Genomic DNA, 18,786 nt, shown 5'->3' with positions numbered 1-18,786 from the left:
TTATTTTGAAATGGTCTTTCTTCCTATACTTTTATAATGGAATCCGTTTTGTTCTGGGATTTCCAGCGGATACATATTTCGGCCGTCGAAAATAACTCTGTTCTTCATTTTCTTAGCCATAAGTTCAAAATTAGGGTTTTTAAACTCCGGCCATTCCGTAGCAATGAATAAAGCATCTACATTTTCCAGAGCATCATACATTCCTTTGGCGTATTGTATTTTGTCTCCAAGAAGTTTCTGAACATTATTTTCTGCAACGGCATCATAAGCCACAATTTCAGCTCCCTTTTCCAGTAAAAGTGCAATATTGTCCAGAGAAGAAGCTTCTCTGATATCGTCTGTGTTTGCTTTGAATGCAAGTCCCCACATCGCAATTTTCTTTCCCTGGATATTTCCTCCAAAGTATTTTTCAATTTCAGAAACCAAAATTACTTTTTGGGCTGTGTTGACGTTTTCAGTGGCTTCAAGGATCTGGAAGTTGAAATCTTCCTGTTTTCCGGATTTTATAAGTGCTTTTACATCTTTTGGAAAACAGCTTCCACCATATCCGATTCCCGGGAATAGAAACCTGTGCCCGATTCTGTCATCACTACCCATTCCAAGTCTCACCTTGTCCACGTCTGCACCCACTTTTTCGCAATAGTTGGCAATTTCGTTCATGAAGGTAATTTTTACTGCTAAAAATGAGTTCGCTGCATATTTAGTAAGTTCCGATGATTTTTCATCCATGAAAATAATCGGAATTCCGGTATTGGTAAACGGCTGATAGATTTTAGACATGATCTCTTTTGCTCTTTCGGAACTGGCACCTACCACAACTCTTGAGGGATTCATTGAATCTTCAACAGCAAAACCTTCTCTTAAAAATTCCGGATTTGAAACTACATCAAACTCGATATTTGTTTTCGCAGAGATGGTTTCTCTCACTTTATCCGCAGTTCCTACCGGAACAGTACTTTTATTGACAATAACCTTATACTCCGTCATCAGTTCGCCAATATTGTTGGCAACCTGAAGAACATAAGAAAGATCCGCAGAGCCATCTTCGCCTGGAGGAGTAGGTAACGCCAGGTAAATTACCTCACTTTTGTCTAATGCTTCTTTAAGGTTGGTGGTAAAAAATAATCTTTCAGATTGGATGTTTCTCAGAAACATTTCTTCAAGGTTCGGCTCATAGATGGGAACAACGCCGTTTTTCATACCTTCTACTTTTTTTTCATCAATATCAACACAGTATACTGAATTGCCAAGTTCTGCAAGGGTAGTTCCTGTAACCAGTCCCACATAACCTGTTCCTACAATCGTTATATTCAAAATGTTTGTTTTTAAAAATTCAAAGACAAAAATAATAAAAATACTTTCACGGGCTCCTTTAATTTATTGTAAATGAATCCTACTCTATTTGCTTGATAATAAGATTATTTTGCATTTTTAGAAAAAAGGCGTATATTTGCAATGGATTTACGGAAAAAATGGGAAGGCTTCGCAAGAAAGCCTTTTTTCGTACAGGTAAATCAAGATAAAATTATATGGAGTTTAGAAAAAGAATTGAAGAATTATTAAATGAATTCCTTGAGACCAGAAAAGATCTCTTTCTTATTGATCTTAAAATTTCTGCGGGGGATGATATTACAGTGATTTTGGATGGTGATAACGGAGTTTCTTTGCAAGACTGCCTTGATGCAAGCCGTGCAATAGAATTCAATATGGATCGTGAGGAACATGACTTCAGCCTTCAGGTAATGTCTGCCGGACTGAGTGAGCCTTTATCCACACCAAGACAGTTCAATAAAAACATCGGAAGAGAGATAGAGGTAATGCTGGAGGATTCTTCTAAAATTGAAGGAGAATTGTCTAAAGTAGATGAAGAAAAGATCACACTTGTTTTGCGTTACCGAAAACCGAAAGATATCGGGAAAGGAAAAGTAGATGTGGAAGAGGAGAAAGAAATTTCTTACTCAGAGATCAAAAAGGCATTAGTAGTAATTAAATTTTAAAAAAGAAAAAAGAATAGATGGATAATATAGCGTTGATTGAATCCTTTGGTGATTTTAAAGACGAAAAGGGGATCAGTAAGATTGATCTTATGGCAATTATTGAGGACTCACTGAAGACACTTTTAAGAAAAAGATTTGATTCAGATGACCACTTTGACGTGATTGTAAACCCGGATAAAGGAGATTTTCAGATATTTTTAAATAAAACAATTGTAGAGGACGAAATGTCTGAAGATGATGATTTAGAAATTGAAATTTCTGAAGCGAAGAAGATTGACCCTACATTTGAGGTAGGAGAAGACTTTACAATGGAAATTCCTGTTGCCCAGTTAGGAAGAAGAAATATTCTTACCCTGAAGCAGATTCTGGCTACAAAACTACAGGAACACAATAACGCCATGCTGTACGAACAGTTTAGAGATAAAATTGGGGAAATTGTTGTTGGAGAAATTCACCATATCCGTCATAAGCACGTGATTTTGCTGGACGATGAAGGAAATGAATTCATTTTACCCAAAGAAAACCAGATCCCATCCGATTTCTTTAAAAAGGGTGAGAATATCAGAGCTATTGTTGAGACAGTAGATTTTAAAGGTTCTAAACCGCAGATTATTATTTCCAGAACTGCACCTAAATTCCTTGAGAAGTTATTAGAGCTGGAAATTCCTGAAATTCAGGATGGAACCATTATCTTGAAGAAGGTAGTGAGAATTCCTGGTGAAAAGGCGAAGATCGCAGTAGACGCTTATGATGACAGAATTGATCCTGTAGGTGCTTGTGTTGGGGTGAAAGGATCTAGAATTCATGGGGTTGTAAGAGAGTTGAGAAATGAAAACATCGATGTTATTCAATGGTCTAAAAACCCGGAGATTTTGGTGAAGAGAGCATTAGGAAATGTTACGATCAATAAAATTGACATCAATGAGGAACAAAACTATGCATTGGTATATACTCCGGTTGAAGAGATTTCTAAAGTAATTGGAAAGCAAGGTCAGAATATCAGACTGGCTTCTTGGTTGTCAGGATATGAGATTGATGTATACAGAGAGTCCAGCGAGGATGATGATGTTGAATTGAGAGAATTTAACGATGATATCGAGCAGTGGATTTTGGATGAATTTAAGAAAGTAGGACTTACTACTGCAAAATCTGTATTAGATAAAGAGACTGAGAGTCTTTTAAATATGGTTGACCTTGAAGAAGAAACTATTGAAGAGGTGAAACGTATTCTGAGAGAAGAATTTGAAGATTAAGATTTAAATAAATTTTAATAAAACAGTAAAAAGGAAATACTTTAATTTTAAAAATTAAAAACAGTAAATAATATAAATGCCAAAAATTAGATTAAATAAAGCGGTTAAGGAATTCAACATTTCGATGTCCAGATTAGTAGAGTTTTTACAATCAAGGGGTTTCGAGGTTGAAAGCAATCCTAACGCTCAATTGGAAGAAGCGGCATATTCTGCATTGGAAGCTGAGTTTGCTAAAGACGGCGAACAACGAAAGGCTTCCCATGAGGTGGTGATCACTAAAGTTCCGGAAGAAAAACTGGAAATTGAAGAAAAGAAAACCCCTGAAGTGATAAGAGCTAAAGCAAATAAACCAGAAACTAAAATTTTAGGTAAAATAGAACTCGAACCTAAGAAGCCTGAAGTTGAAGAAGCTCCTGAAGCTCCTGTGGCTCCTGTTGCGACACCGGTTGAAGAAAAGAAAGAAGAAATCGTGAAAGAAGAACAACCGGAAGTTAAGGCAGCTCCTGAAAAACAGGAATTCAAAGTTTTGGATAAAATTGATTTGTCTCAAATAGAATCTAGAAACAGACCTGTGAAAAAAGACAAACCAAAAATGGAGGAGAAAAAAGAAGAAGTTAAACCTGTGGAACCCGTGAAAGAAACTCCAAAGCCAGCTGCTGCTGAAGAGAAAAAAGTGGAAACCCCAAAAACTGAGGCAGAACCTGAATCTCAGGAACCACAGAAAATTGAAACAGTTTATCAGAAACTTGATGGTCCTAAGATTGTTGGGGAAAAGATTGACTTAACTCAGTTTGCGCCTAAACCAGGTGCAGGAGCAAAAAAGAAGAGAAAGAGAATTGAAAAACCAGGCGGCCAGAATAACCAACAAGGCCAGGGGAATAATCAAAACTCAGGAAATAACAATAATAACAACCAGGGTGGGCAAGGCCAAGGAAACCGTCAGCATAATAACGGTGGACAAGGTGGAAACCGCCAGGGTGGCCAAGGTCAAGGAAACCGTCCTCAAGGACAAGGTGGCCAGGGACAAGGTGGAAATCGTTTTGGAAATAACCAAGGTGGTGGAAACCGTCAGGGTGGCCAAGGTGGAGGCTTCAAAAAAGGAGGTCAAAACAACAGACCTGGTCAAAGAGTTATGCCAGTTGAATTAACTGACGAACAAGTTAAAAACCAAATCAAAGAAACTTTAGAGAAGCTTACCAATAAAGGAGGAAAATCTAAATCTGCAAAACATAGAAAGGATAAGAGAACTTTCCGTAGAGAACAGGATGAGCGCCAGCAGGAGCTTGAAGCACAAGACAGAACGCTTAAAGTAACCGAATTTATCACAGTAGGTGAATTAGCGAGCTTAATGAATGTTTCTCCAACAGAAGTAATCTCTGCATGTTTCTCTCTTGGGGTAATGGTTACCATGAACCAGAGACTGGAAGCGGATACCTTATTATTGGTAGCAGATGAATTCGGATATAAAATTGAATTCTCAGATGCTGATCTTGAAGATACAGATTCAGAAGATGAAATCGATACAGAAGAAAGCTTATTGCAAAGAGCTCCTGTAGTTACTGTAATGGGACACGTAGACCACGGTAAAACTTCATTGTTGGATTACATTAGAAAAACTAACGTAATTGCTGGTGAATCTGGAGGAATTACTCAGCACATTGGTGCTTATAACGTGAAACTGGAAAATGGTCAGAGAATTACATTCTTAGATACTCCAGGTCACGAGGCGTTTACCGCGATGAGAGCGAGAGGTGCTCAGATCACGGATATTGCAATTATTGTAATTGCTGCCGATGATGATGTAATGCCACAGACGAAAGAAGCAATTGCTCACGCTCAGGCTGCACAGGTGCCAATGATTATTGCAATTAATAAAGTGGATAAACCTAATGCAAACCCTGATAATATCCGTCAGCAGCTTTCAGGTCTTAATCCTCCGGTTTTAGTAGAAGAATGGGGAGGAAATGTTCAGGCACAGGAGATTTCGGCTAAATTCGGTAATAATGTAGATGTATTATTAGAGAAAGTTTTACTTCAGGCTGAAATGCTTGAGTTAAAAGCGAATCCTGAACGTGCAGCAAACGGAGTTGTTATTGAAGCATCTCTAGATAAAGGTAGAGGTTATGTGGCAACCATGTTGGTACAAACCGGAACTTTAAAAGTTGGAGACTATGTAGTAGCGGGTAAAAATCATGGTAAAGTAAAAGCTTTGCTTGATGAAAGAGGGAAAAATCTTGCGGAAGCAGGTCCTTCAATTCCTGCAACAATCTTAGGATTAGACGGGGCGCCTACTGCGGGTGATAAATTCCGTGTCTATGCCGATGAAAGTGAAGGTAAAGCTATTGCAAATAAGAGAGAGCAATTACAGAGAGAATTATCAATCAGAACCAAAAAGCATACTACACTTGAAGAATTGGGTAGACGTATTGCTTTAGGAGAGTTCAAGGAATTGAATATTATCCTTAAAGGAGACGTGGATGGTTCTGTGGAAGCACTTTCTGATCAGTTACAGAGATTATCTACAGAAGAAATCAGCGTGAAGATCCTTCACTCAGGTGTTGGGCAGATCACTGAATCTGATATCAACTTAGCCGCTGCATCAGATGCAATTATTATCGGATTTAATGTAAGAGCCGGTGCTAATGCAAAAGAGCTTGCAGATCGTGAAGAAATTGAGATCAGAACTTATTCTGTAATCTATAAAGCAATTGATGAGGTAAAAGAAGCGATGGAAGGAATGCTTTCTCCGGAAATTCAGGAGCAGGTAATTGGTAACGTTGAAATCCGTGAGGTATTCAAGATTTCTAAAGTGGGAACCATTGCAGGTTGTATGGTACTTACCGGAAAAGTTACAAGACAATCGAAAGTACGTCTACTAAGAGATGGAATCGTTAAATTCGATGGTGAGCTTGAAAGCTTAAAACGTTTCAAGGATGACGTGAAAGAAGTAACAAAAGGCTACGAATGTGGTCTGAACCTGAAAGGTTATAATGATATTGAAATTGGTGATATTCTTGAAGTCTACGAAGAAGTAGCGGTTAAGAAAAAGCTGAAGTAATATCTTAATTTAATATAAAAGTGCCCTCTCAACAGAGGGCACTTTTTTTATGTCTTTATTCCAGGGAATGTCTTTTATTAATTAAATTCCTGATATAGATTGATAATTTTCATATTGCTTGTTTTTTTCACATGAATAGGATAATATATTTTATTCTTCATTTTAAACACTTTTTATAGGATTTTATTATTTTTTTCTAATAAGGGTGAGATAATTTTTTGACTTGTTTTGTAGTTTTTTGTTGATGGATTTTGTTTTCGTTTTTATCCTAAGGTCTTGAATTTGTGGATTAAATAGTTGAATTTGGCTTTTTTTATAGTAAAATATTACGTGAAAAAGGAAATTTATCAAATATTTTAGTTTAGAATGATTATAAATAAAAAAATATTCATTTACAAATTGATTGTCAAAAGTGTGTATTTTGTATTTTATGGTGAATTTTAAGCTTTTCTATTCGTTAAAAATTACGATATATTTATAATTTAAGCTTAAACAGTTGTTTATTGTTAAAAAAGTACTTATTTGTTTAAGTTAAAAATTTGCTAGTGTTAATATTTATTAACATATTTGTCGCTAAAATATATTAAAATTTGTTAATATGAATGTTAAACTACGTGTATTAACAGCTGGGGTACTGTTTTTTACAGGCCATGCTGTATTTGCTCAAAATAAAGCGGCAAATGACTCTACAAAGAATACTAAACAGATTGATGAGGTAGTTGTATTAGGGTATAATAAAACACAAACTAAACCAAAAGACGTTACTGCTTCTACTACAGTAACTGCAGAAAAACTTGAGAACAGACCTAACGTTTCTTTCCTGAACTCTCTTCAAGGAGAGGCTCCGGGTTTGACGATTAACTCTGCTTCTGGTTCTCCGGGTTCTGCAAAGATTGACGTGATTATTAGAGGAGTTAGCTCAATTAGTGCGAGTTCAGATCCTCTATATGTAATTGATGGAATGATTTCGAATTCCACGCAATTTAGAAACTTGAATACCAATGATATTGAATCGATATCTATTTTGAAAGATGCGGCTGCAACTTCAATTTATGGTAACAGAGGGGGAAATGGAGTTATCGTTATTAGAACGAAACAAGGTAAATATGGAACCAATCGTTTTGCTTTAACTTATACCGGAACTACAGGTATAGGATTATTGCCGAAAACGCACTATAATATGGCCAATGCCAAAGAGCTTTTGACAATCCAGAACAGGTTAGGCCAAGGATTAGGTTCTCAAATGTCTCTTGATCAGATTGCCGCTTATTCAGGTCCTGATACGAATTGGAGTAAAGAGTTATTCAGAACAGGGTTTACGCAAACTCATGACCTTGGAATGTCTTTCGGAGCTCAGAACGTAAATAACTATACTTCTATCGGTTATATGGAGCAAACAGGTACTGTTCCAACTACTGATTTCAAGAGATTTACTTTAAGAAATAACCTGAACGGAAAATCAAGTAACGGAAGATTTACTTATAACTCAAATATTGGTATTGGGTACTCTAAAAGACATCAGTTAGACGAAGAAACGAACAGTGGAATTTCATCTAACGTTATCCAAAACCCTTTGCTTACAGGTATTACAGCATTGCCTACAATGCAGTCAAATAAATATATGACTGGGCAGGCTTTATATGATGCTATCGGATCTGCAACAGGAGGTGGAAACAGTGTTTGGGTTCTACAGGATATCTTAAGAGGTACTCTTCCTAACCAATTAAATGAAACAAGTATTGTAGCTAACTTCGCTGCATCATATAAACTTACAGACGATTTAACAGTTTCAAATAAATCAGGGGTTGATTACAAATATTCAGAAAGAATGTTTGCAAGAGCACCCTATTCATATTTAGGAATTGTTGTTGCTAAAGGATCTGCTACTACTGCCAATCCAAATCCATTTGGAGGTATTGAAAGAATTACCAAAGAAAATGACTTTACTTTCAACTCAGTAACGAGTTTAGCATACCATAAAACATTTAATGAGAAGCATACTTTAGATGCAGCAGTGTATTTAGATTACATGAAGTCTCATTATAATGCTTCTTCACAAACTCAGAATGGATTATATCCGTTAACATGGCAGTTTGGTGCAGGAACCGGATATGTTCCACCAGCGTATTTCCCTAATGGAACCTTGCCTCCAATCGTTTATTATGTACCAACAATTTCTGCATCTAAGATCAAGGCAGGAACATTAGCTTATTTTGCTACTGTAGATTATGACTATGACAGCAAATATGGTGTGAGTGGGGTAGTAAGAAGAGACGGAAGTTATAGATTTACAGGAGACAACCAATGGGCTACTTTCTGGAGTGTTGCAGGTAGATGGAATATCGACAAAGAAAGCTTTATGGAAGGATCTACTTTCGATATGTTAAAGCTTAGAGGTTCTTACGGTACCAACGGTAACCAGAACATCATTGCTGCTGCTTATGGAGCTAACCCGCTACTTCCGGCGTCAAATATCGTTAGACCTTTCATTACACAATCTGCAGGATATGATATCCAACAAGGAGCATTGTATCCAAGTGGACTTCAAAACCCTGGAATTCAGTGGGAAGTTATTGGTCAGTTAGACTTAGGTCTTGATTTTAGATTGTTAAACAGAAAATTAGAGGGATCTATTGATGTTTATGATAAGAGAACAGATAAATTATTCAACAGTTTACCTATTTCGAATATCAATGGACAATCTACTATTAACTACAACAACGGTAAATTACAGAATAGAGGGATTGAAGTATTATTAAGATATAATATTATCAACAAACAAGATGTAAAACTTTCAATCTATGCTAACTCAGCATACAATAAGAGTAAATTCTTAAGCCTTGCAAAAGATGATTCAGCAGGTGATTTAAGAAACGTTACAGGAGGAATGCTTGGAGAATGGTATTTGATCAGCTATGCCGGTGTAAATAAAGATAACGGAAACATGTTATTTTATGATAAAGACGGACGTGTAACTGAGAATCCAAATGCAGTATCAGATCAGCTTAAAACAGGAAAAAGCTACTTGCCAAAATGGTCTGGAGGTTTTGGTCTGAATGCAGAATATAAAGGAGTATTCCTAGATGCTCACTTCTCTTATCAGGCAGATGTATGGAAGTGGGATAACCAGCTGACTTATGTGTATGATAGCTCATCAGCAGGTAACTTTAACGTGAGTTCAGACTTGTTAAATGCTTGGACTCCTACAAATATGGATACTAATATTCCATCTTTTAACGCGACTAATAAATCTCTTGCAGATAATTCAGACAGATACTTAAAAGATGCTTCATTTATTAGATTAAAAACAATTACATTAGGGTATAACATACCTAAGAACTTATTAGGGAATTCAGTATTTATTAAGAGTGCTAAAGTATTCTTGTCAGGAGAAAACTTGTTTACATTTACGAAATGGAAAGGATATGATCCAGAACCAACATTCGCATATTCTACATCAGTTTATCCTAACCTGAAAACATTTTCAATAGGAGCAACTCTTGATTTTTAATGATTAAACTTATTTAGAAAATTTATAAAATGAAAAAGGTTAAAAAATATATTTTAGTTGCTGCTGCATCACTGTTGGTATATTCTTGTAATGATGCTCTTGATATACGACAGGCTGGTGAAGCACAAGATCAGCAAGCTTTTCAAACAGCTTCGGATTTAGAGAAGTTCTTAGTAGGATCTGTGTATACAAGTGCAGATATTACAAGCCAGATAAAATTCAGTTCTTTATTTACTGATGAGTTAAAAGTAGGACCTGCTAATGCTGGACAGGATCAAAGTACTTTCAGATTTGTTATCATTCCAAATGACCCTTTTGTTGAAGGTATCTGGAGCGGACAATATCTATTGATTAACAGAGTGAATCAGTTAATTGATAAATCAGCTTTGATTACTCCTGCAAGTACTACTGATGTTGCGTTATATAATAATACCCTTGCAGAAGCAAGAGTTTTGAGAGCATTTGCTTATCTTAACTTAATGACTTATTATTCTACAGATTTGAAGAATGATAATGCATTGGGGGTTATCTTGGCAGACAAGATCTACCCTTTTGAAACAAAACTTCCAAGAGTTAAAAACTCAGATATCTGGAATTTTGTTGAGGCTGATTTAGCATATGCTGATACAAACTTAAATGCAACAGCTGCAGCAAATCACCCGGCTCCTTATTTTATCAACAAAAACGTAGTAAGTGCTTTAAGAGCAAGAATGTACTTATACAGAGGAAATTATACTTTAGCAAAGCAATATGCACAAGCAGCTGTTACAGGTAGCGGCCTTGCATTAACACTTGCAGCACCAATACCAACAGGAACTGTAGGTTCAACAGCTTGGAATAATACATTCTACACACAGAGTACTACACCTAGCCCATATAGAAAGATGTTGTTTGATGATATCATCGGAGAAAATATCTTCAAGTTAAGCAGACCGTCTGTTGGTCTTGGAGGTAACATAGCTGGTATGTATACAACAAATAACACGTCAATAAGTGGTTCTCCTTGGTGGGTGACAGGAATTAACCTGTATAACACTTATGGATATACATCTAATGACATTAGAAAGTACGCTTATGTAGATCCAACAAGTGATGCTACTAAACAAAACTATGTTATTGATAAGTATCCTGGTAAAAATGCTACTCCGCTTAAGAATGATATCAAAATTTTCAGAATTTCTGAAATGTATCTTATCCTTGCTGAATGTGCAGTGAGAGCAAATGACCTTCCAACTGCAGCTTCATATGTAAAGCAAATACGAGATGCAAGAAAATGGACTGGTACAACAACTCTTCCAACATACGGAACTGCAGCTGCTGCTTTTGTTGATATCTTAAGAGAAAGAAGAATTGAGCTTTCTTTTGAAGGACATAGATTTATTGACTTAAAGAGACTTGGTGCTGAAGCAGGTGTAAGTATCGACAGAAACGCTACAGATGATTTCCTTACAGGAACACCTCTTACTTTAAGCCTAACTGATTATAGATGGACACTTCCAATTCCTTCATCTGAACTAAACGGTAACCCGGGAATTGCACAAAATCCTGGATATTAATCTTATAAATATTTAGAAAATGAAACGTATATTATATTTATTCAGTATATTATTTGCTACGTCAATTATAGGTACGGCATGTTCTCCTAGTGAAGAAATGAACTACCACGGAGATGCTTTTGTTCACTTTATAACTAATTCAGATCAGGCTTTTGTATTTAAAGATCAGGATTATAATGATTATGACCTGGATTTTGGAACAGTTCAGAATGTAGATGGAGATCCTAATGCTGAGCTTGTGTTCAATCCTACAAATTCTACCGCTGTAAAAGGTGTTGATTTTGAAATTTTGAATGGAGGGAAAGGAATTATCCAGAATGGTACGGCAAGAGGAGTATTTAAAGTTAGAATTTTCAGAGCTTCAGCTCTTGAAACAGGTAAAATCGCTAATTTTACAATAAAATCATCTACATTACAAAATAATTTGGATTATCAGGCTTTTCAATTGAAAATGTCATTAACATGTTCAATGTCTGTATTCTTAGGTTCAGGTAATTTTGAATATGAAGGATGGCTTCAAAATCCGGATAATTTTGTTATTCAAGAACTTCCTGGTAATAAATTAGTTATTAAAAACTTCTTTATGAACAGTACAACGCAAAAAGATATGATTTTGACGTATAACCCTAAAACTTTTGTGGTAAGTATGCCTTCAACTAATACTGGAGAATATATTGCACAATACAAAGGATATATCTGGGGACAAACTTCAACTGCTCAAAAATCAAGCTTTAATCCTTGTACCAGAGAGTTAACATTATTCATCACTTATTCTATCCCTGGTGTAGGTAGCTACGGAGATCAGGAAGAATATTTTGTAGGTCAATAATTCAATTACCCTATTGATATAAAAAAACCCCACATCTTGTGGGGTTTTTTGTGTTCTTTTATTTCTTATTTTTGCTGTACAATAATGAATAATGAAGTACATCCTTTTCATACTCTTCTCTTTAAGTTTTGTAGCCAACGCTCAGGTTGTTAATAAAGCAGATACGAAACTTCAGCAAAAACCGGAAGACACACTTGTTATAGACTCTGGGAAAAAAGATTCCCTGAAAATTTTTAAACCCACTATTGAAGATTACCAGTATCAGACACAGTTTTCAGAAAAGAAAGTTTTTGATACCGTAATGACTTTTGATAAAACCTATATCTTCTCACAACAGAATAATAAAGATAACTTCGGAAGAGTACAGCCTGCCAATATCGGTTCAGGATTCAATCCACTTGTATTTGAAGTAAATGCAGAGGAAAATCTTTCCTTGCTGCCGTCTAATAAATCTTACATGATTATTGGAGCCAATGATGTAAAATATTATGATGTAAAAACCCCTACTGCTACATTCGTTTATCATAATGCGATGCGAAATGGTGCCGCTTTAAGATCTACATACACCCAGAATATCGGGAAGAGATTTAATTTTGCTCTTGAATATATGGGACTACGTTCTCAGGGACTTTACAGAAACTCACTGGCAGCTAATAACAATACTATTTTTTCCGGACATTATGTTTCAAAAAGCGGGAATTATGAAATTTTTGCCCATTATCTTCATCAGAATGTAAACAACCAGGAAAGTGGTGGTATCACTGAAGATAACCTGTTTCAAAGTGGAGACAGCAATTATAGTAACAGACAGAATGCTCAGGTAAATCTGGCATCTACCAGTTCACAGTTTTCTTATAGAAGATATTATTTAAGCCAGCAGTTTACGCCATTCAATTCAGAGAAATTCCCTTTCAGCATAAGGCACATCATTTCTCATCAGGGAAATAAATACTATTATAATCAGGGAGCGCTGGAAACTTATTGGTATAATGCGCCTACAGACTTAGTTAATGGTTTTCCACTGACAACAAAAAAATATTCAGATAATTTAAGCAATACAGTAAGTTTGATTTTTAATAATGAGAAATTCAAGCTGGATGCAGGAGTACGCTATCAGATGATCAAATTCGGTATAAGAGATATTGTGGCTCTTAACGGAATCCCTTTCCCAGGAGAGCTCAAGGAAAACAGAATTGGGGCCGTAGGAAATCTGCAGGTAAAACTTTGGGATAAAGTTCAATTGAATTCATTCCTTGAATTCTCAAACGGAAGCCAGTTTAAAAGCTATCTTAAGACTACCAATAATCTGAAATTTGAGCCCATCAAAGATTATTTTGTTAATGCCAAGGTTAATTTCCAGAGTGCATATCCTTCATTTAATTATTTGTTGAATACTTCCGTGTACAACAACTTCAATTATTATCTTCAGGATGCAAAAAATCAATCCGTAATGGAAGTAGGAGGAAGTATTAATCTGAAATGGTTTAAAACAGAACTTTTCGCCAATTATTTCAGAATTGATAACTATACTTATTTTGATAGTAACGGAAACCCGAATCAAAGTAATAATTCTGTAAATATCTCCCAGGTAGGAGGTGACGCTACCTTCAGTTTTAATAAATTCCACCTGAATACCAGACTGCATTTCCAAAATACCATGACGAATAAAGAATTGCTTCCTTTACCAAGTTTTATTGGTAGGGCCAATTTCTTCTATCAGACACAGGCATTCAAAAAAGCAGCAGAAATTCAGGCAGGAGTTAAAGTCTATTATTTCTCTAAGTTTGCATCAAGAGATTATTTCCCTGTTCTTAACGAATATATTCTTCCTAATGCAAGCTCATTTTCAATTGGAGGGCAGCCTATCGCAGATATCTATATCAATATGAAAGTGAAAAAAATGTTCTTTTTCATAGAAGGTCAGCAGATAGGAACTGTTATTTCCAATAACAAAGCATATGCATTTCCACATTATCCGGTGTATGATTTCAGATTGAATATCGGGATTGTGTGGTATTTGTTCAACTAAAAACTATACAGGTTGAAAACAATTAATAAAATATCATTTAACGATATAGAAAGCATTCCTCAGTTGGTGAAAGACTTTTTGAACCAGGAGATTGAGGGTTTTGAAAATAATACATTTTCCATAGATCATTTCAGTAAGCAGATTCACCTGAAAAAAGATTCTTTTACACTGGAGCAGAGAAATATTTTGTACGAAGTGTTTGAAAAGCAGCTTTCAGGTTTTGATATATCATCAAAACAGAAAGAAAATCTGGAGCATCTTAAACTGCCCAATACGTTTACCATTACAACCGGACATCAGCTGAATCTTTTCTCAGGGCCTGTCTTCTTTGTCTATAAAATACTTCAGACTATAAAGACATGTACCTATCTGAAAGAGCATTTTCCTGAATTTAATTTCGTTCCGGTATATTGGATGGCTTCGGAAGATCATGATTTTGCAGAGATCAATCATTTCAAAACTGAAAATAATTACTATGAAACCCATGAAAAATCAGGAGGTCCGGTAGGAAGAATTGAGATCACAGATACCTATTTCATTTCAGAATTTGAAAAAGAATTCAAAGACTCTGTTTTCGGGACAGAACTGATCTTAATGATGAAAGAAGCTTATAAAGCCGGTAATACCTTAACAGAAGCAATAAAAACTCTCGTTAATCGTCTTTTCTCAGAATTCGGGCTATTAACTTTAGATGGAGATTCCAAAGAACTTAAAAAACAGATAGCAGGTGTTTTTAAAGATGAACTGCTTCATTTCAGCCTGCAAAGATCTTCCCGTAATAAAGTTGATTTTCTAACTGAGAAATATGGAAAAGTTCAGGTAAATCCACGTGAAATTAATCTTTTCTATCTTTCTGAAACCAGAGATCGGATTGAATTTGACGGAAAGAACTATGTTGTTGTAGATACCCATATTAAATTTACACCAGAAGAAATACTGGCAGCACTTGAAAATCATCCTGAAAAATTCAGCCCTAATGCATTAATGCGTCCTATATATCAGGAAAAGGTATTGCCGAACCTGGCGTATATCGGTGGTAATGCCGAAATCATGTACTGGCTGGAATTAAAAGATTATTTCTCTGAGATCAATATCCCTTTTCCTATCTTAATCCCAAGGAATTCTATGCTTTTCCTGAAGGAGAAAACATTGGGGAAAATTGAAAAGCTGGATCTTAACATTGAAAATTTCTTCAGCAACTTCACCGTGCTTACCAATCAGATCATTTTAAAAGATAATTCCATTCTGGAATTGCTGGATCAAAAAGAAGAACTTCTTATCAACAATTTTTCAGAGCTGAAGGCTTCCGCAGAAAATACCGAAAAATCCTTTGGAAATATGGTGAAAGCAGAAGAAGTAAGGCAGCTTAAATCATTCAAAAGAATGAAAAAACGTCTCCTTCACGCAGAGAAAATAAAACAAAATGAACTGCTGGAAAGACTTGAAAACCTATTTTTAGATGTCCACCCAGCTAAAACCTGGCAGGAAAGAGTCTATAACTTTAGTGTATTCTTTTCAGATTATGGCTATTCGTGGCTTGAAAATTGTTTGGAAGAGATGGTGGTTCAAGATTCAAAATTAATAATTGTTGCCATTTAATTTTAAAGAAGTATTTTTGTAAATTATAATTATCGAATATGATAAAGAGGTTTTTTATTCTATCCAGTTTATGTATGGTTTTGGGAGTTTCAGCCCAGAAATCACATACGGTTGTGCAAGGTGATAATCCTTACAATATTGCCAAAAAGTATGGAATGACTGTAGATGAATTGCTGAAGCTAAACCCAAAACATAAAGATGGAAAGCTGGCTATTGGAGATGTTTTAACAATAAAGTCTGAAAAGACAACAGCTCCGGCAGCTACAAAGACAGCACCAGTAGAAAAAGTAACTTCGAACACAGGAGGCTCTCTTGGTAAAATCGTTTTACAGCCGAAGCAAACCATCTATGGAATTACAAAACAATACAGAATTTCTGAAACCGATCTCAGAAAACTGAATCCGGAACTGGATTCTCACATGAAGATTGGTGATGAAATTACATTACCTCTTGCCAGCATCAAAAAATACGGAGGAAGCCAACAACCGGTTGTAGCATCAGAAAAACATGCAGAACCGCCTGTTGAGAAAACAATAACAACAATTACACCCACTACTGTTACTGCTTCAGCAGAAGGTGAAGCATATGTAATCCAGTCTAAAGACAATTACTATAGAATTACAAAACAGTTTGGCATCAGCCAGCAGGATCTTTTTGCTTTAAATCCAGGATTGGAAGAAAAAGGGCTGAAGCCTGGTGACACCATCAAAATAAAAAAAGCAAATACCAATACTACTACTGAAGAACAGGTAAATCCAAAAGCAAAAATGGATTCAGGGAACGAAAAATCTTCCACAGTTACAACCAATACTGCTGCAGGAGATGATTACGTTACTTATACCGTTCAGCAGGGAGATACGGTATTCTCCATCGTAAATAAATTCGGAGTTTCAATTGATGAGCTTATTGCTCTGAACCCGGATCTTTCTCACGGTCTTAAAACCGGAATGGTTCTGAAGATTAAAAAACAGGATGCGGCTTACGTTAAGAAAAACGGAGATGCTCTGAGTGTGATTTTAATGCTTCCGTTCGGATACAGTACCAACGAAACCCAGTACAGAGGAATGGCACTTGATTTCTTAACAGGAGCTAAGCTGGCTATTGAAAGAAACGCAAAAGGAGGGCAGAAACTAGACATCAAAATTGTAGATTCAGGAAATGAAGCGTCATTTAAAAATTCGCTTACACAAATCAATCCCGACAATACAGATCTTATCATTGGGCCTTTCTTCAAATCGAATGTGATTGATGTTCTTGATTTTACTAAAAATCAGAAAATTCCTGTTGTAGCACCATTTGCCAACACTCCGGAATTGTATAACTATAGCAATCTTATTATCGTTGAAACAAATAATCAAACCTACGCAGATAAGATTGTAGAAGAAGTAAAAGGAATTTATTCAGATCAGAAAATATATGTAGTGGCAGATGCTAAAAAAGAAAATGCAAACTACATTAAATCAGGGCTTGAAAAAGCAGTAAAGAATCCTAATATTATTATTGTAAATTCTCCGGCAGATATTCAGCTGGATCAGAATATGATGACAGGGCAGTCTGCACCGGTCATTGCAATTCTGGCCAATGATGATAATACAGCAGGAGAAGCTTTTGCAAGCAAAGTGATTGCACTTTCCAAAGAAGTACAGGGAGTGAAAGCTTTCAGTATGTTCTATTCTCCTACTTTCGAAAAGAAGGTAGACGAGCTAAGCCAGGCGAGTCTGGTTTATTTGATGGACAGAAAGATCAATACTGATGGCAGCTTTGAAAAAGAAATTCTTGCCGCTTATAAAAACAAGTACTGTAAAACTCCTCCAAAATATGCCGTTGTTGGTTTTGATGTGGTAAACGATATGTTGACCAGAGAAAACAAAAAAGGGGAGATCTTTAAACAGATGAATAAAGTTCAGACTCAGCTTGCCACAAAATTTGAGTTTGTAAAATCTAAAGCTAATGGTGCATATGTAAATACCGGTTACAGGGTAATCAGGTTAGTACCTTAAATGATTTATAACTGTTTAAAAGAATATTGTTAACATTATAGTTATATTTGCATAATATTTAATTCAATACATGAAAGCACTTGTATTTCCAGGGCAGGGTTCTCAGTTCGTAGGAATGGGAAAAGAATTGTATGATTCTAGAAAAGATATTAAAGATCTGATGGAATCTGCCAATGAAATTTTAGGTTTCGACATTCTTTCCATTATGTTTAACGGTACGGATGCGGATCTTAAGAAAACAGAGGTTACCCAGCCTTCAATATTTATACATTCAGTAGCAGCATTAAAAGCAGTAAATGGTCTTGGAGCTGAAATGGTAGCAGGACACTCATTAGGAGAGTTCTCTGCACTGGTAGCCAATGGAGTTTTATCCTTTGATGATGGTCTTAAACTGGTATCCGAAAGAGCTAAAGCAATGCAGGAAGCTTGTGATGCTAATCCAAGTTCTATGGCAGCTATCTTAGGATTAGATGATGCTAAGGTTGAAGAAATCTGTGCACAGATTAGTGGTATAGTAGTTCCGGCAAATTATAACTGCCCGGGGCAATTAGTAATTTCAGGAGAAACACCAGCTGTAGAAGAAGCTTGTGCAAAACTGAAAGAGGCAGGAGCAAAAAGAGCTTTATTACTACCTGTGAACGGAGCTTTCCATTCACCGTTAATGCAGCCGGCTCAAGAAAGATTGGCCGCAGCAATTGAAAAAACAAAATTCAGAAAAGCAACAATTCCTGTTTATCAGAATATCACTACAACAGCGGTAACCAATCCTGATGAGATCAAGCAAAACCTGATCGCTCAGTTGACAGGTCCTGTAAAATGGACTCAGTCTGTTCAGAATATGATTAAAGATGGTGCCTCTAACTTCGTTGAAGTAGGCCCGGGAAAAACCCTTCAGGGATTGATCAAAAAAATTGACGGGTCAGTAGACGCTACTTCTGCAATTTAATTAATAAA

11 protein-coding genes are annotated in these 18,786 nt (G+C 36.0%); 10 read left to right on the top strand and 1 reads right to left on the bottom strand.

Translation table 11 applies throughout. The features are described from left to right. Positions 1-1,314, bottom strand: a complete 1,314-nt coding sequence (locus F3J23_RS08530) for a UDP-glucose dehydrogenase family protein (RefSeq protein ID WP_167027006.1) — start codon at positions 1,312-1,314, stop codon at positions 1-3. Between the two features lie 215 nt (positions 1,315-1,529). Between F3J23_RS08530 and rimP the strand changes: the two genes are divergently transcribed. From rimP to fabD, 10 genes are all read left to right on the top strand, one after another. Further along, positions 1,530-1,997 (top strand): ribosome assembly cofactor RimP, encoded by a 468-nt coding sequence (gene rimP, locus F3J23_RS08525; RefSeq protein ID WP_167027003.1) that lies wholly within the window; start codon positions 1,530-1,532, stop codon positions 1,995-1,997. Between the two features lie 17 nt (positions 1,998-2,014). Beyond that, entirely contained in the window at positions 2,015-3,250 is a 1,236-nt protein-coding gene (gene nusA, locus F3J23_RS08520) for a transcription termination factor NusA (RefSeq protein WP_167027000.1), read from the top strand. 76 nt (positions 3,251-3,326) lie between these two features. Continuing rightward, positions 3,327-6,308 carry a translation initiation factor IF-2 gene (gene infB / locus F3J23_RS08515; protein WP_167026997.1) on the top strand — a complete coding sequence of 994 codons (2,982 nt, stop codon included), beginning with the start codon at positions 3,327-3,329 and terminating at the stop codon, positions 6,306-6,308. Between the two features lie 598 nt (positions 6,309-6,906). Next, positions 6,907-9,819, top strand: coding sequence for a SusC/RagA family TonB-linked outer membrane protein (locus tag F3J23_RS08510; RefSeq protein ID WP_167026994.1), 2,913 nt, complete (start codon positions 6,907-6,909; stop codon positions 9,817-9,819). Between the two features lie 29 nt (positions 9,820-9,848). Next, positions 9,849-11,375, top strand: coding sequence for a RagB/SusD family nutrient uptake outer membrane protein (locus F3J23_RS08505; RefSeq protein WP_167026991.1), 1,527 nt, complete (start codon positions 9,849-9,851; stop codon positions 11,373-11,375). A gap of 19 nt (positions 11,376-11,394) precedes the next feature. Then, positions 11,395-12,204, top strand: coding sequence for a hypothetical protein (locus F3J23_RS08500; protein ID WP_167026988.1), 810 nt, complete (start codon positions 11,395-11,397; stop codon positions 12,202-12,204). A 91-nt stretch (positions 12,205-12,295) separates the two neighbouring features. After that, the gene (locus tag F3J23_RS08495; RefSeq protein ID WP_167026985.1) at positions 12,296-14,233 is read left to right on the top strand and encodes a putative porin; all 1,938 of its coding nucleotides are present in this window, start codon (positions 12,296-12,298) and stop codon (positions 14,231-14,233) included. Positions 14,234-14,245: 12 nt separating this feature from the next. Further along, entirely contained in the window at positions 14,246-15,832 is a 1,587-nt protein-coding gene (bshC, locus tag F3J23_RS08490; protein ID WP_167026982.1) for a bacillithiol biosynthesis cysteine-adding enzyme BshC, read from the top strand. Positions 15,833-15,870: 38 nt separating this feature from the next. Then, positions 15,871-17,832 carry a LysM peptidoglycan-binding domain-containing protein gene (locus F3J23_RS08485; RefSeq protein ID WP_228455298.1) on the top strand — a complete coding sequence of 654 codons (1,962 nt, stop codon included), beginning with the start codon at positions 15,871-15,873 and terminating at the stop codon, positions 17,830-17,832. A 70-nt stretch (positions 17,833-17,902) separates the two neighbouring features. Beyond that, a complete protein-coding gene (fabD, locus tag F3J23_RS08480) occupies positions 17,903-18,778 on the top strand; it encodes an ACP S-malonyltransferase (RefSeq protein WP_167026979.1) in 876 nt (291 codons plus the stop codon). The last annotated feature ends 8 nt before the right edge of the window (positions 18,779-18,786 follow it).

The sequence above is a fragment of the Chryseobacterium sp. Tr-659 genome, assembly GCF_011752975.1.
Taxonomy (GTDB): domain Bacteria; phylum Bacteroidota; class Bacteroidia; order Flavobacteriales; family Weeksellaceae; genus Chryseobacterium.
Note: the sequence above shows the minus strand (reverse complement) of the source record. Positions and strands in the feature narration are given on the sequence as shown.